This is a genomic window from Paradevosia shaoguanensis, from assembly GCF_016801025.1.
GTDB classification, from domain to species: domain Bacteria; phylum Pseudomonadota; class Alphaproteobacteria; order Rhizobiales; family Devosiaceae; genus Paradevosia; species Paradevosia shaoguanensis.
This window is the reverse complement of record NZ_CP068983.1, coordinates 578403-592079: the sequence shown is the minus strand read 5'-3', so window position 1 is coordinate 592079 and position 13677 is coordinate 578403. Positions and strand designations below refer to the sequence as shown.

The window sequence follows — 13677 nt, the reverse complement described above, 5'->3', positions numbered from 1 at the left end:
ATCATGTCCCCAACAGCCCTGGCCCCCGCAGAACGCCACGATCTGGGTACGCATGGCCGCGAACTGATCCTGGATGCCCGCAACGTCGCCGTCGACTTCAAGGTCGAAGGCGGGGTGGTGCACGCGGTCGAAGATGTCTCGTTCCAGCTCCACAAGGGCGAGACAATCGCACTCGTCGGTGAATCCGGCTCGGGCAAGTCCGTGACCGCCCGCACCGTGATGCGCCTTCTCACCAAGCGCGCCAAGATCGGCAAGCAGACGCGGATTACGCTCGACGGACAGGACATCATCGCGATGTCCGATGCCCAGATGCGCAAGCTGCGCGGCAACAAGGTGGCGATGATCTTCCAGGAGCCGATGAGCTCGCTGAACCCGGTCTACACGATCGGCCAGCAGATCTGTGAAATCCTGCACCTCCACAACAAGATGTCCAAGCATCAGGCCATGGATCGGGCCCGGGAACTGCTCGAAGAGGTGCAGATTCCCGAGCCCGCGGCGCGGCTGCTGCAATACCCGCATCAGCTCTCGGGCGGTCAGCGCCAGCGCGTGATGATCGCCATGGCGCTGGCGAACCGGCCGGATATCCTGATTGCCGACGAGCCGACCACCGCGCTCGACGTGACGGTGCAGGCGCAGATCCTCAACCTCATCAAGGACCTCAAGTCCAAATACGGCATGGCGGTGATCCTCATCACCCATGACCTGACCATCGTCCGGCAGTTCTCGGACTACGTCTACGTGATGCAGAACGGGCAGGTGCAGGAGCACAACCGCACCGAAGCGCTCTTCTCCAACCCGCAGCACGCCTATACGCGCCACCTGCTGGCCTCCGAGCCCAAGGGCACGGCCAACCCGCTGCGCGGCGAGGAAAAGACCATTCTCGAAGGCAAGAACGTCAAGGTGGCCTTTACGCTCAAGCGCGGCGGCTTCTTCAACCCCGGCTTCTTCGAACTGGTTGCCTGCGACAACCTGAGCCTCAATCTCAAGCGGCACGAAACGCTCGGCCTCGTGGGCGAATCCGGCTCGGGCAAGACCACGTTCGGCCAAGCCCTCATCCGGCTCATTTCCAACCAGGGCGGGGAAATCCTCTTCGACGGCGAGCGCATCGACACCAAGGATCGCGGCGGCATGCGCCCGCTGCGCAATCGCATGCAGATCGTCTTCCAGGACCCCTTCGCCTCGCTCAATCCGCGCATGTCGATCCGCCAGATCATCGAGGAGGGGCTGATCGTCAACGGCATCGGCGCCAATTCGCGCGAACGGGTCGAGCGCGTGCGCCAGGCGCTGCGCGATGCCGGGTTGCCCGACACCATCCTCTCGCGCTTCCCGCACGAATTCTCGGGCGGCCAGCGCCAGCGCATCGCCATTGCCCGGGCCATCGCGCTCGAGCCCGAATTCATCCTTCTGGACGAGCCGACCTCGGCGCTGGACCTGTCGGTCCAGGCCCAGATCATCGACCTGCTGCGCAAGCTGCAGGACGAGAAAGGCCTCTCCTATCTCTTCATCTCGCACGACCTCAAGGTCGTCCGGGCGCTCTGCCACCGCGTCATGGTCATGCAATACGGCAAGATCGTCGAGCAGGGACCCGTCGAAGAGGTGCTCACCAAACCCCAGACCGAATACACGGCCCGGCTCGTCCGCGCCGCGTTCGAAATCGCTGCCTAGCAGCGGCAAGCCCCAAGCGGAGAATCCTCGAATGGCCAACCCCAAGATCACCTTCATCGGTGCCGGCTCGTCGGTGTTCATGAAGAACATCGTCGGCGACGTCCTGCAGCGTCCGGCGCTTGCCGGCGCGCGCGTGGCGCTCATGGACATCAACCCCCAGCGCCTCGAAGAGAGCGCCATCATCGCCGGCAAGCTCATCAACACGCTCGGCGTGCCGGCGACGGTCGAGACCTATACCGACCAGCGCAAGGCGCTCGATGGCGCCAATTTCGTGGTCGTCTGCTTCCAGATCGGCGGCTACGAGCCCTCGACGGTCGTCGATTTCGAAGTGCCCAAGAAGTACAACCTGCGCCAGACCATTGCCGATACGCTGGGCGTCGGCGGCATCATGCGCGGCCTGCGCACCGTGCCGCACCTCTGGAAGATCTGCGAGGACATGCTCGAGGTTTGCCCCGAGGCCATCATGCTGCAATACGTCAACCCGATGGCCATCAACACCTGGGCCATCGCCGAGAAGTATCCGACCATCAAGCAGGTCGGCCTCTGCCACTCGGTGCAGGGCACGGCGCACGAACTCGCCCACGATCTCGACATTCCCTATGACGAGATCCGCTACCGCGCGGCGGGCATCAACCACATGGCGTTCTATTTGAAGTTCGAGCATCGCCAGCCGGACGGTTCCTATCGCGACCTCTATCCGGACCTCGTCCGTGCCTACCGCGAAGGCCGTGCGCCCAAGCCGGGCTGGAACCCGCGCTGCCCCAACAAGGTGCGCTACGAGATGCTGACGCGCCTGGGCTATTTCGTGACGGAAAGCTCCGAGCACTTCGCCGAATACACGCCCTACTTCATCAAGGAAGGCCGCGAGGACCTGATCGAGAAGTTCGGCATTCCGCTCGACGAATACCCCAAGCGCTGCGTCGAGCAGATTTCGCGCTGGAAGACGACTTCGGAGGAATATCGCAAGGCCAACACCATCGAGGTCAAGGAGAGCAAGGAATACGCCTCCGCCATCATGAACTCGGTGTGGACTGGCGAGCCTTCGGTGATCTACGGCAACGTACGCAACAATGGCTGCATCACCTCGCTGCCGGACAATTGCGCTGCAGAAGTGCCGTGCCTCGTGGACGCCTCGGGCATCCAGCCGACCTATATCGGCGACCTCCCGCCGCAGCTCACCGCGCTCATCCGCACCAATATCAACGTGCAGGAACTGACCGTGGCGGCGCTGATGACCGAGAACAAGGAACACATCTACCACGCCGCGATGATGGACCCGCACACGGCCGCCGAGCTTGATCTCGACCAGATCTGGCACCTGGTGGACGACCTGCTGGCCGCGCATGGCGACTGGCTGCCGGAATGGGCACGGAGCAACCGCAAGAAGGTTGCGTAGGGGTTTTGGGTTCCCTCCCGGAGGCCTCGGCGGGTGACCGCCGGGGTCTTTTTTGTTGGGGGGCTTCCACTGAATTTCCTCCACCCCTTACTTCCCCGGACTTGATCCGGGGCCTATTGCGCCCCTCCACTCGAGTGGAGGTATCCGTGGGCCCCGGCTCTGCGGCCGGGGAAGTAAGGCGTGGGGCGGGATAGCGGGATAGGGGGATAGGGGGATAGGGGGATAGGGGGATAGGGGGATAGGGGCTGCGGTCTTGGCGGTTGCGCTTGTAGAGGTGAAACTCTTTGCTTTGCTTTGCTTTGCTTTGCTCTGCATTGCACTGCTGCCGCCCCACCCCGATCTTCCCCGGACTTGATCCGGGGCCTATTGCACTCCTCCACTCGAGTGGAGGTATCCGTGGGCCCCGGGTCTTCGCCCGGGGAAGTACGGTGGTGGGGATGGAGCGGTGGGTGATGAGCAATGGGTGATGGATGACGGGTGATGAGTGATGGGTGACCGGGTAACCGAGTAACGGGGTAACGGGGGTAACGGGGGTAACGGGGCGAGTGCTCGGTGTAACCGCCCTGCCGACCGCCGCGCTCTTACCTACCCGTCACAAATCCCAATTGCGACACTCCCACCCACGCGCCACCCTCCACCCATGGAGCCGCAATTTTACGTCTACATCCTTGCTTCGCGCATGAACGGCACGCTCTACACCGGCTTTACCAGCGACCTGCCGCGGCGGGTTTGGGAGCATCGCAATCATGTCGTGGCGGGATTTACCAAGACCTACAACGTGACGCGGCTGGTGCATTATGAGGTCTTTGGCGACTACGACCTTGCCGCGCGCAGGGAATTCCTGCTCAAGCGGCGGCGGCGGGCGTGGAAGGTTCGGCTGATCGAGGCGGAAAACCCCGGTTGGCGCGATCTTTACGAGGATATCGCCGATCCCGGGCGGCAAATCCCCAGCTACAACGCGCTCTGACTCACTCCCGCCGCAATCGGCGGTCCCTATCGAATCTCCCTGGGCAATCTGCTCTAATACCGTGATGATGAATCAGTCCCCCGCCGAGACCGCGCTGAGCCGCGCCATGATCCGGTGGTCGCTGACCAAGGCGACGCCGGTCACCGAAACGCCGACGAGCACGATCTACAAGGTCGAGCAGAATGGCCGCGACCCGGCCGCTCTCAAGGTGCTCAAACCCGGAAAGTTCGAGGATGAGCGCCGGGGCGGCGCCATGCTCGCATGGTATGGCGGGGAGGGCGCGGTTACCGTTTTCGACAGCACGGAAGATGCCGTGTTCATGGAATGGGTCGAGGGCGCCACGCTCGGCGACCCGGCCCGCGCCGGACGCGATGACGAGGCGACCGAGGCATTCGGACATGTCGTCCAGCTTCTGCACAAGCCGCGCGAGACGGCGCCGGACGACCTGATCCCGCTGCGCGATCGCTTCCAGTCGCTGTTCGCCACCAATGTGCGCACCTGGCCCTATACGGCCCGCGACCTCTATGCGCGGGCGGTGGGCATTGGCCTGGCCATGTTCGACAAGCCCTCGGCGACCCTGCCGCTGCACGGCGACCTGCACCACGACAACATCCTTTCCTCGCCGCGTGGCTGGCTCGCCATCGACCCCAAGGGGCTCTTGGGCGACCCGACCTATGAGGTGGCCAACGCCTTCCTCAATCCGCTCGGGGCGCAGAACATGGTGTCCGATCCGGGTCGCATCGCGCGGCTGGCAGACAGCTTTTCGGCGCGACTGGGCTTCAACCGCAAGCGCATCCTGGGCTTCGCGGCTGCACACGCGGCGCTTTCGGCGTGCTGGGATATCGAGGACGGCAATTCCATCGCCGGCCAGCTCGACGTGCTGCCGCACCTGCTGACGGCTTACGACAAGTCCTGAGGCTCAGGCCTCGCCGCGCCGGTAGAAGGATGGCGGCTTGCCGGTAAGCGCCACGAAGGCCTTGGAGAAATGCGCCTGGTCGAAATAGCCGAGCGCATGGGCGAGGGCGGTCAGGCTCGTTTCCTCGTCGCGATTGAGGGCCTCCACGGCCTCGATCATGCGGTAGCGATCGATCACCCATTTGGGGCCGACCCCGACATAATCCTCGAAGAGCCTCTGCAGGCTGCGCGGCGTCACGCCCGCCAGTTTCGCAAGTGCGGCGACGGTGAACATGTCGCGTGACGCTTCGACGAGAGCCACCAGCCGCTGCGCTTCTTCGGCGCGCGGATCGGGGCCGGGCAGGCGCGGGCGCAAAAAACCTTCGATGATATCGGCCATGGCGGTCGGGTCGTTGAGGGCCGAGAACTGCTCGTCGAGCGCGGTGTCATCGGCAGCGAAGACGTCGCGCACCGGCAGGGTCCGGTCGGTGATTACGTGCATGGGGCGGCCGAGAAAGCCGCGGAACATGCCGGGGCGGAACTTCGTGCCGATGACGGCGCCGGTACCGTTGAGCGTATAGGTGAACTTGGCGCGCTGCAGGCCGAAAATGCCGGTACCGCCGATCGGGTCAATGACCAGGTGCTGGCTGGGATGGGGCAGGTTTTCCTGGGTATAGGGCTCATCGAGATCCCAGATCACCAGCCAGAAATTCTCGATGAACGGCTGGAAATCGGCGCTGGCCGCCAGCCGCACGAGCTCGAAATGCCTGAAGCTCGTGGCGCGGTGGAGGAGGCCGCGTGCGGGCTGCCGGGCCGGGTCGATGACGATGCGTTCCAGTGTCTGTCGCAAATCTACAATTCCCGCTCCGCCAGCCGCGCTAGACTGGCTTCATCATCCAGAGGAGCCGACCATGAAAACCGCCAAAGGCACGATTTTGCACAATAATTGGGATGAGAAGCCCTATCATGAGTCCGCGCCGCAGAAATCCACCAAGGCCAATATCGAGGTGGTCTTCGATGGCGATCTCAAGGCAAAGGCGCGCACCGATTTCCTGATGCAATATCCGGACGATACGCATTGCCACTATGCCGGCTACCTCCTCGTCGATGGTGAACTCGCCGGGCGCAAGGGCAGTTTCATCATCTTCGAAACCGGCACCTGGGAAAATGGCGTCGCCAGCTCGCGCTGGGAGATCGTCAAGGCCTCGGGCACGGGCGAGCTGGCCGGCATTTCAGGCGGCGGCAGCTACCAGGCAGAGCACGACAAGACCGTGCACTACCAGATCGACTACACGCTGCCGTAAGGCTCAGCCCATCTCGCGCACAGCCTCAAGGAACTCGGCGTGCCCCATCGCCTGGGTCGCCGCCTGCTTGTATTCCTTGACCAGCGCGTCATGGGTCTTCCTGGCGAAGGCGCGCAATTTCGGATCGCGCGCCATCTCCGCCTTGGCGACCGCCGGATCGAGCAGGCCGAGGCCATCGAGCACCGGATAGTGCAATTGCGTCTCGATATGCGGCAGGCCCGCAAGGTAGTTCGGGAAATGCTCGGTACGGGGCATTTCCTGGCGCCAGCGGGCCAGCCGCTCTTTCGTTTCGGGGTGGAGGCGCTCTGCGCGGACATTGCGCCAGAATGGGGTGTCGTCCCGCTCGGTGACGTAATGGGTGTTCACGAACGTGCGGAAATCGTCGACCTGCCGCCCGACGCGGCGGTTGTAATCGTCGCGCTCGACCTGAGTCATCTTGCCGGGCTCCTTGAGGTAGTGGCCGGCGAACAGCATCATCTGCACGATGGTGCCGTGGATCGAGGTGCTTTCCAGGGGCTCGAGGAAGCTCGAACTCAGGCCCACCGCGATGCAATTGCCGATCCACGCCTTTTCCAGCCGGCCGATGGTGAAGCGGATGTCGTCGCGAACCTCGATCTCGCGGCCGATGGCGCGCTCGACTTCAAGCTTGGCCTGCTCGGGCGTGGTGAATTCGTCCGAATAGACGTAGCCGCAGCCATAGCGCGTCTGGGTCGGAATCTGCCACATCCACCCGTTTTCCTGCGCCCAGGCCAGGGTGTAATTGTTGATCTCGTCGCCTTCCTTGATATCGAGCCAGAAGGGTAGGGCGCGATTGACCGGAAGCTCCCTGGCGTAGGAAATCCAGGGTGCCTGCAATTCCTGCACGATGAGCCGCTTGCGGAAGCCGGTGGCGTCGATGAAGAAATCGGCGGCGAGCAATTCGCCGCTATCGAGCTTGAGGGCACGGATGTCGCCGGTCTGGCCATCGCGCTCGACGCCTTCGACCACCGCATCCACGATCTCGACGCCGCGCGACTTGCGCTTGAGGAACTGGCCCACCAGCGACTGGTCGAAATGGAAGGCGTGGTGGAACGGCCCCAGCCGCAGCAGCGAGCCGTCGGCTTTGCGCGCATAGGGTGCCTTCTTGCGCTCCAGCAGCGGGCCGAAGAGGTGCATGTCCTGCACCTTCTTTCCGGCAGAGACGGCATAGACGTTGAGATAATCCGAGGGCGCGCCCGGCGGAGGCGCGACGACCTGGTGGGGATCATCGATCGGGCCGTAATAGGTATAGCCCTTGCGGCGCCAATCCTGATGGCGGATGCCGAGCTTGAAGGTGGCTTCCGTCTCGCGGAAGAACTCGAACTCGTCGATCTTGAAGTGCTGGAGGAAGACGCGGAAAGCGGCGGTGGTCGCTTCGCCCACGCCCACGGTGCGGATCCTGGAGGATTCGACCACCGAGATCTTGGCATCCAGCTTCATGCGCCGGGCGCTGTCCTGGATGATGAAGGCCGCCAGCCAACCGGCCGTGCCTCCGCCCACGATCACGAAATGCGACGGCTGCGCCATTCCAGAATTCCTCCCCGCCTGCACTAAACAGGCGGCGCAAGCGGCGCGCAAGGCAGCCCCGCTTCCGGAATTCCAGCGAACTCTTCCTGATTTTGCCGCGATCATCCTAGATTGCAGGGAAGTTCGAATCGGGACCCCAGACATGCTCGTTCTTTCCCGCCGCGGTTTCCTCGTCGCGGCCGCGGCCACCACGCTTTCCGCCTGCTCGACCACCATGCCGGTCATGGCGCCGGGCGATAACTCGCCCGAGGCGCTGACCCCGGAATCGATGCTGCGGCAGGTCAACGAAGTCCGCGCCGCCAACGGCCGCCCGGCCTGGTCATGGAACCCGCAACTGGCCGAAGCGGCGCGCTCGCAGGCGCGGCTGATGGCGGCCAAGGACAAGCTCTCGCACGATCTCGGCGTGACGCTGCGCGAGCGGGTAACGGCGGCCGGGTATATCGGGGCGGTGGGCGAGAACGTGGCCGGGGGGCACAAGACGCTTGCGCATGCGCTGGAGGGTTGGCTGGAATCTCCGGGCCATCGCGACACGCTGCTGAGCACGAAGTTCGTGGAGTTCGGATTGGCTTTCGCACGCACGCCGGGCAAGAGCCGGATGGGGATTTACTGGGCGCTGATCGCCGGTGGGTCGTTCGATGCGTGGCGGGTTTATCAGTAGGCCCCATCATTGTGCGGGCCAATGCGGCACCTCGCTACGTATCCAACCACCACACTTTCCCCAACCACGGGACTTCCCCCACCACGGAACTTCCCCGGACTTGATCCGGGGCCTATTGCACCGCGCCACTCGGGTGGAGGTATCCGTGGGCCCCGGCTCTGCGGCCGGGGAAGTGCGGTGGTGGGGAGGGGTTGGTGGGAGAATAGCGTGGTGGGGAGATAGCGTGGCCGGGGTGTTCTCGGGCGGGCCACGGGTTCCCTTCTCCCCTTGAGGGAGAAGGCGGCGCGGTAGCGCCGGATGAGGGGTTGCGGTGGTTGGGGCAGACCCCTCACCCGCCCTTCGGGCACCCTCTCCCTCAAGGGGAGAGGGGGGAGCGTGTGGGGCGTGCGGTGGGGATGTTGGGCGTGGTGTCCGCGTCGGTGCGCTAGCGGACCTTCCGCCGCGGTATCTTCGCAGCGTCGCTGTCCCCATTGTTCGCTTCGCGTATTCCTTACCACCATACGTCCCCCACCACGGAACTTCCCCGGACTTGATCCGGGGCCTATTGCACCGCGCCACTCGAGTGGAGGGATCCGTGGGCCCCGGCTCTTCGGCCGGGGAAGTGCGGTGGTGGGGAGGGTTGTGAGGTCGTGAGGGTGACTGTGGCTTGATGCGATTGATGGTGAGTGGCGGCTGCCGAACACCATGCCGTAGGCAGGTTCCCTTCAGCGATCGTGTCCGCCCTCAGCTCAGCGTCCGCCGCACCGCGTCGTCCCAGCCTTTGAGCTTGCGCTTCCTTGTCCCCGCTTCCATCTGCGGCTCGAAGCGGCGGTCGCGGGACCAGGATTTGGAGAAGGATTTGGCGTCGGGCCAGACGCCGGCCTTCGAACCGGCGAGCCAGGCGGCGCCCAGGGCGGTGGTTTCGAGGATGGTGGGGCGGTCGACGGGGGCGTTCAGGATGTCGGCGAGGAATTGCATGGTCCAGTCGGAGGCGACCATGCCGCCGTCGACGCGCAGGACCGTGTTCTGGCCGGCACCTTTCCAATCCTTGCGCATGGCATCGAGCAGGTCGCGGGTCTGGTAGACGACAGATTCGAGTGCCGCCTTGGCGATTTCGGCCGGGCCGGTGCCGCGGGTGAGGCCGTAGATGGCGCCGCGCGCCTCGGCATCCCACCAGGGGGCGCCCAGGCCCACGAAGGCGGGGACCATGTAGACGTGCTGGCCGGGATCGGCGGAATGGGCGAGGGCGCCGGTTTCGGCGGCGGTCTTGACCACCTTGAGGCCGTCGCGCAGCCATTGCACGGCGGCGCCTGCAACGAAGATCGAGCCTTCCAGGGCGTAGGTGGTCTTGCCATCGAGGCGATAGGCGATGGTGGTCAGCAGGCGGTTCTTCGACTTGACCATTTCGCTGCCGGTATTGAGCAGCGCAAAGCACCCGGTGCCGTAGGTGGATTTGAGCATGCCGGGCTCGAAACAGGCCTGGCCGATAGTGGCGGCCTGCTGGTCGCCGGCGACACCGAGAATGGGAATGGCCGCGCCGAAAAGGCCTGGATCGGTGGTGCCGAAATCGTCGGCGCAATCCTTGACCGCCGGGAGGAGTGAGGCGGGCACGTCGAGGGCGGCCAGCAATTCGTCGTCCCACTTGTTCCTGGCGATGTTGAACATCAGCGTGCGGCTGGCATTGGTCGCATCGGTGGCGTGGACCTTGCCGCCCGTCAGCCGCCAGATGAGGAAGCTGTCGATGGTGCCGAAGGCGAGTTCGCCTGCGTTGGCGCGCTTGCGGGCGCCCTTCACCTTGTCGAGCAGCCAGCGCACCTTGGTGCCCGAGAAATAGGGATCGAGCAGCAGGCCGGTCTTGCGGGAGAACACCTTTTCCTTGCCCGCCTTCTTGAGCGCGGCACAGATCGAGGCAGTGCGGCGGTCCTGCCAGACGATGGCGTTGTGGATGGCCTTGCCGGTCGCCCGGTCCCAGATGAGGGTGGTTTCGCGCTGGTTGGTGATGCCGATGGCGGAAATTTCAGCGGCGGAAATGCCGGCCTTTTCGATGGCCGTGCGCACCGCCCAGACCACGCTCTCCCAGATTTCCTCCGGGTCGTGCTCCACCCAGCCCGATTGCGGGAATATCTGGGTGAATTCCTTCTGCCCGACCCCGGCGACGGCCTGCTTCTCGTCAAAGACGATGGCACGGCTCGATGTCGTGCCCTGGTCGATCGCCAGCACGTAACCGCTCATGAAATCTCCCCCTTAAACGCGCGCTTCCTGATGCTTTGCCATGTAGGCGGCCAGCCGCGCCTTGTCTTCTTCCGCAGTCCGCAGACCGAGTTTGGAACGACGCCACAGGACGTCGTCCGCCGAAACCGCCCACTCCTCCTCCATGAGGTAGTCGACTTCGCGGGCCGACAGGTCGGTCCCGAACATTTCGCCCAGGTCGGCGAGAATTTTTGCATCCTTGAGGATGAAGCGCGCGCGGGTGCCGTAATGCCCCATGAGGCGCTTGAGCAGCGCCGGGGGCAGGGCAGGGTAGTCGCGCTTGAGCTTTTCAACTTCGGCATCGAAGGCCAGCGGCTCGAACTCGCCGCCGGGCAGCTTGGCATCCTTCGTCCAGGGAGCGCCGCGCTTGCCGAGGATATCCTCGATATGTTCGAGCACGGATTCCGCCAGCCGCCGCGAGGTGGTGAGCTTGCCGCCGAAGACGTTGAGCACCGCGCCGGTCGCGGCATCGCCCTGCACCTTGAGCACGTAGTCGCGCGTGGCTTCCTGCGCGGCGCTGGCGCCGTCGTCGAAGAGCGGTCGCACGCCCGAATAGGTCCAGACGATATCCTCGCGCCGTACCGGCTCACGGAAATACTCGCTCGCGGCCTTGCAGAGGTAATTGGTCTCTTCTTCCGAGATCTTCACCTTGGCGGGGTCGGCCTTGTAGTCCTGGTCGGTGGTGCCGATGAGGGTGAAATCGTCCTCATAGGGAATGGCGAAGATGATGCGGCCGTCCGGGTTCTGGAAGAAATAGCAGCGATCGTGCTGGAACTTCTTGCGGATGACGATGTGGCTGCCCTTGACCAGCCGCACGTTGTGCGCGCCGTTGTCGCCCAGGGCCTCGACAATGACGTGATCAACCCAGGGGCCGGCGGCATTGATGAGCATGCGGGCGCGCACGGCCTCGCGCACGCCGGTATTCATGTCCTCGATGTCGATGGTCCATGCACCCTGGCTGCGGCGGGCGGAGGTGACCTTGGTGCGGGTGCGGATCTCGGCGCCGCGCTCACGGGCGTCGAGTGCGTTGAGGGCGACGAAGCGCGCATCGTCCACCCAGCAATCGGAATATTCGAAGGCGGTGCGGTAGCCGGGCTTGAGCGGCTTGCCGGCCTCGTCGGTGCGCAGGTCGAGCGTCCTGGTCGGGGGCAGGAGCTTGCGGCCGCCCATATAATCGTAGAGGAACAGGCCGGTGCGCAGCACGAAGGCGGGGCGCAGGCCCTTCTGGTAGGGCAGCACGAAACGCAGCGGCCGGATGATGTGCGGGGCGGCGCTCCAGAGCACTTCGCGCTCGGCCAGCGCCTCGTGCACAAGGCGGAATTCGTAGTGTTCGAGATAGCGCAGGCCGCCATGGATGAGCTTGGTGGCCGCCGAGGACGTGCCGGAGGCGAGGTCGTTCATTTCGGCCAGCATCACCGAATAGCCGCGCCCGGCCGCATCGCGCGCGACACCGGTGCCGTTGATGCCGCCGCCGATGACGAAAATGTCGTGGATACCCAGCTCGCTACCCGTCTCGGACATGCGGAAAGCCTCTCCCCTTTTCCCTGTTCTTAGCCCCTTGAAACCAGCGAAGCTAGCCGCTCTCGGGTGACGAAACCATGAAGGCTCAAGATGAGCCGCCCAGTGTTGCGCATGCGACCAATTTTTCGTTCTCGGCGAGGAAATTTCTGCACTATTGTCCGTGCGTTGAAGAGGGCCGCATGAACGAGCTACCAACCACCGACATCCGGCTCGCCGGTTTCGAGCGCGATCCGCGCTGGCAGGACGTGTTCGACGAATCGCATCGTCGCCCACCCCTGCCCATGCCGCTGCCGGGCGTGCTCACGCACCTGGTATTCCGCACCGACGACATCGGCTCGGACCGGCACTACGAACACGTCCACGCGCTGCTCTTCGCCTGGCAGGCCAAGGTCGATCTCGACCGACCCGACCAGGTGCTCGCCCACACCGATGCCTTCGCCATCAAGTGGGAGCGGCACACCGAATTCTGCTCGATCACTGTGCTCTCGCGCGAGCCCGGGACGGAGGACGCCCCGCCGCCCGAGCCGGACTTTCCGGCATCGTGGCGCGACACCGCGCCGGCCCCGCTTCTCCTCGCGCTGCGGGTCACCGCTCGCGGCACGACCGAGGACCTGGCGCGGCTGCTCGTCGAGCGGCAGCAGCGCGGGCCCGAGCATATGGGCTCACTCGTCAATAGCGGCGAGGCGCTGGTCGAGACCGATTTCAGGCCGGGGCCGGACGGGTTCACCCGCATTTCGATCCTCACGACGGACCTGAGCACCTCACGCGTCGGCCGGCTGGCCCAGCGGCTGACCGAGATCGAGACCTACCGCCTGCTTGCGCTCTATTCCTGGCCCGACGTGCAATGGGCCGGCCCCAAGCTCAACGACATCGACCGGGGCCTGATGGACCTGACCGAGGAACTGGCCGACCTCAAGCCCGGCACCGATAGCAGCTTCCTCATCCGGCTCACGGCGCTGGCCGGCGAGCTCGAGCGCGTGACGGCGCAGACCCATTTCCGGCTCAACGCCTCGAGCGCCTATTACGACCTGGTGCAACGCCGCCTCGAGGACCTGCGCGAGGATCGCGTCTCGGGTGCGCAGCGGCTTTCGAGCTTCATCAACCGCCGCCTCAACCCGGCTGCGCGTACCTATCGATCCATCCTCAACCGGCAGCGCGAGATGTCGGACCGCGTGGCGCGCACCAGCCAGCTGCTGCGCAGCCGCGTCGACGTGGAACTGGCCGAGCAGAACCAGGCCATCCTCAAGTCGATGAACCATCGCGCCGAGCAATCCTACCTGCTCCAGCAGACGGTCGAGGGGCTGTCGGTGGTGGCGGTGAGCTATTACGCGCTGGGGATACTCTCCTACGTGCTCGGGATCCTCACGGCCTACGACCATTCGATCGACCCGAAGCTTTGGGCCGGCATGCTGGCGCCGGTCGTGGTGCTGCTCACCTGGCTCGGCATCCGGCACCTGCGGGAACGCGTGCACAAGGGCGGGCATTGATCGCTAACGAA

11 protein-coding genes are annotated in these 13677 nt (G+C 64.7%); 7 read left to right on the top strand and 4 right to left on the bottom strand.

Annotated features, from left to right (window positions below):
* The first annotated feature begins 3 nt into the window (after positions 1-3).
* The 4 genes from JNE37_RS02805 to JNE37_RS02790 all read left to right on the top strand — a co-directional run bounded on the left by JNE37_RS02805 (position 4) and on the right by JNE37_RS02790 (position 4944).
* On the top strand, positions 4-1665 hold the full coding sequence (locus JNE37_RS02805; protein WP_035036366.1) for an ABC transporter ATP-binding protein: 1662 nt from the start codon (positions 4-6) through the stop codon (positions 1663-1665).
* A 31-nt stretch (positions 1666-1696) separates the two neighbouring features.
* Positions 1697-3061: an alpha-glucosidase/alpha-galactosidase gene (gene melA, locus JNE37_RS02800; RefSeq protein WP_035036368.1), complete on the top strand. Its 1365-nt coding sequence runs from the start codon at positions 1697-1699 to the stop codon at positions 3059-3061.
* 640 nt (positions 3062-3701) lie between these two features.
* Positions 3702-4028 carry a GIY-YIG nuclease family protein gene (locus JNE37_RS02795; RefSeq protein ID WP_203065239.1) on the top strand — a complete coding sequence of 109 codons (327 nt, stop codon included), beginning with the start codon at positions 3702-3704 and terminating at the stop codon, positions 4026-4028.
* Between the two features lie 64 nt (positions 4029-4092).
* Positions 4093-4944: an aminoglycoside phosphotransferase family protein gene (locus JNE37_RS02790; protein ID WP_052015714.1), complete on the top strand. Its 852-nt coding sequence runs from the start codon at positions 4093-4095 to the stop codon at positions 4942-4944.
* 3 nt (positions 4945-4947) lie between these two features.
* Here the strand turns inward: JNE37_RS02790 and JNE37_RS02785 are convergent, their stop codons facing one another.
* Positions 4948-5772 carry an AraC family transcriptional regulator gene (locus JNE37_RS02785; protein ID WP_203065238.1) on the bottom strand — a complete coding sequence of 275 codons (825 nt, stop codon included), beginning with the start codon at positions 5770-5772 and terminating at the stop codon, positions 4948-4950.
* 61 nt (positions 5773-5833) lie between these two features.
* Between JNE37_RS02785 and JNE37_RS02780 the strand changes: the two genes are divergently transcribed.
* Complete coding sequence (locus tag JNE37_RS02780; RefSeq protein ID WP_203065237.1) at positions 5834-6226, top strand: DUF3224 domain-containing protein; 393 nt, start codon at positions 5834-5836, stop codon at positions 6224-6226.
* 3 nt (positions 6227-6229) lie between these two features.
* Here the strand turns inward: JNE37_RS02780 and JNE37_RS02775 are convergent, their stop codons facing one another.
* Positions 6230-7771, bottom strand: coding sequence for a tryptophan halogenase family protein (locus JNE37_RS02775; RefSeq protein ID WP_203065236.1), 1542 nt, complete (start codon positions 7769-7771; stop codon positions 6230-6232).
* Positions 7772-7913: 142 nt separating this feature from the next.
* Here JNE37_RS02775 and JNE37_RS02770 point away from each other — a divergent pair, with 142 nt between their 5' ends.
* Positions 7914-8429: a CAP domain-containing protein gene (locus tag JNE37_RS02770; protein ID WP_052015724.1), complete on the top strand. Its 516-nt coding sequence runs from the start codon at positions 7914-7916 to the stop codon at positions 8427-8429.
* A 723-nt stretch (positions 8430-9152) separates the two neighbouring features.
* Here JNE37_RS02770 and glpK read toward each other — a convergent pair.
* Positions 9153-10640 carry a glycerol kinase GlpK gene (glpK, locus tag JNE37_RS02765; protein ID WP_182398090.1) on the bottom strand — a complete coding sequence of 496 codons (1488 nt, stop codon included), beginning with the start codon at positions 10638-10640 and terminating at the stop codon, positions 9153-9155.
* 12 nt (positions 10641-10652) lie between these two features.
* On the bottom strand, positions 10653-12179 hold the full coding sequence (gene glpD / locus JNE37_RS02760) for a glycerol-3-phosphate dehydrogenase (protein ID WP_203065235.1): 1527 nt from the start codon (positions 12177-12179) through the stop codon (positions 10653-10655).
* A 179-nt stretch (positions 12180-12358) separates the two neighbouring features.
* On the opposite strand from glpD, the gene JNE37_RS02755 reads away from it, so the two are divergent.
* Entirely contained in the window at positions 12359-13666 is a 1308-nt protein-coding gene (locus JNE37_RS02755; protein ID WP_203065234.1) for a DUF3422 domain-containing protein, read from the top strand.
* The last annotated feature ends 11 nt before the right edge of the window (positions 13667-13677 follow it).

Coding starts and splice junctions, on each gene's coding strand:
- JNE37_RS02805 (WP_035036366.1), top strand. CDS start 4: ATGTCCCCAACAGCCCTGGCCCCCGCAGAACGCCACGATCTGGGTACG.
- melA (WP_035036368.1), top strand. CDS start 1,697: ATGGCCAACCCCAAGATCACCTTCATCGGTGCCGGCTCGTCGGTGTTC.
- JNE37_RS02795 (WP_203065239.1), top strand. CDS start 3,702: ATGGAGCCGCAATTTTACGTCTACATCCTTGCTTCGCGCATGAACGGC.
- JNE37_RS02790 (WP_052015714.1), top strand. CDS start 4,093: ATGATGAATCAGTCCCCCGCCGAGACCGCGCTGAGCCGCGCCATGATC.
- JNE37_RS02780 (WP_203065237.1), top strand. CDS start 5,834: ATGAAAACCGCCAAAGGCACGATTTTGCACAATAATTGGGATGAGAAG.
- JNE37_RS02775 (WP_203065236.1), bottom strand. CDS start 7,771: ATGGCGCAGCCGTCGCATTTCGTGATCGTGGGCGGAGGCACGGCCGGT.
- JNE37_RS02770 (WP_052015724.1), top strand. CDS start 7,914: ATGCTCGTTCTTTCCCGCCGCGGTTTCCTCGTCGCGGCCGCGGCCACC.
- glpK (WP_182398090.1), bottom strand. CDS start 10,640: ATGAGCGGTTACGTGCTGGCGATCGACCAGGGCACGACATCGAGCCGT.
- glpD (WP_203065235.1), bottom strand. CDS start 12,179: ATGTCCGAGACGGGTAGCGAGCTGGGTATCCACGACATTTTCGTCATC.
- JNE37_RS02755 (WP_203065234.1), top strand. CDS start 12,359: ATGAACGAGCTACCAACCACCGACATCCGGCTCGCCGGTTTCGAGCGC.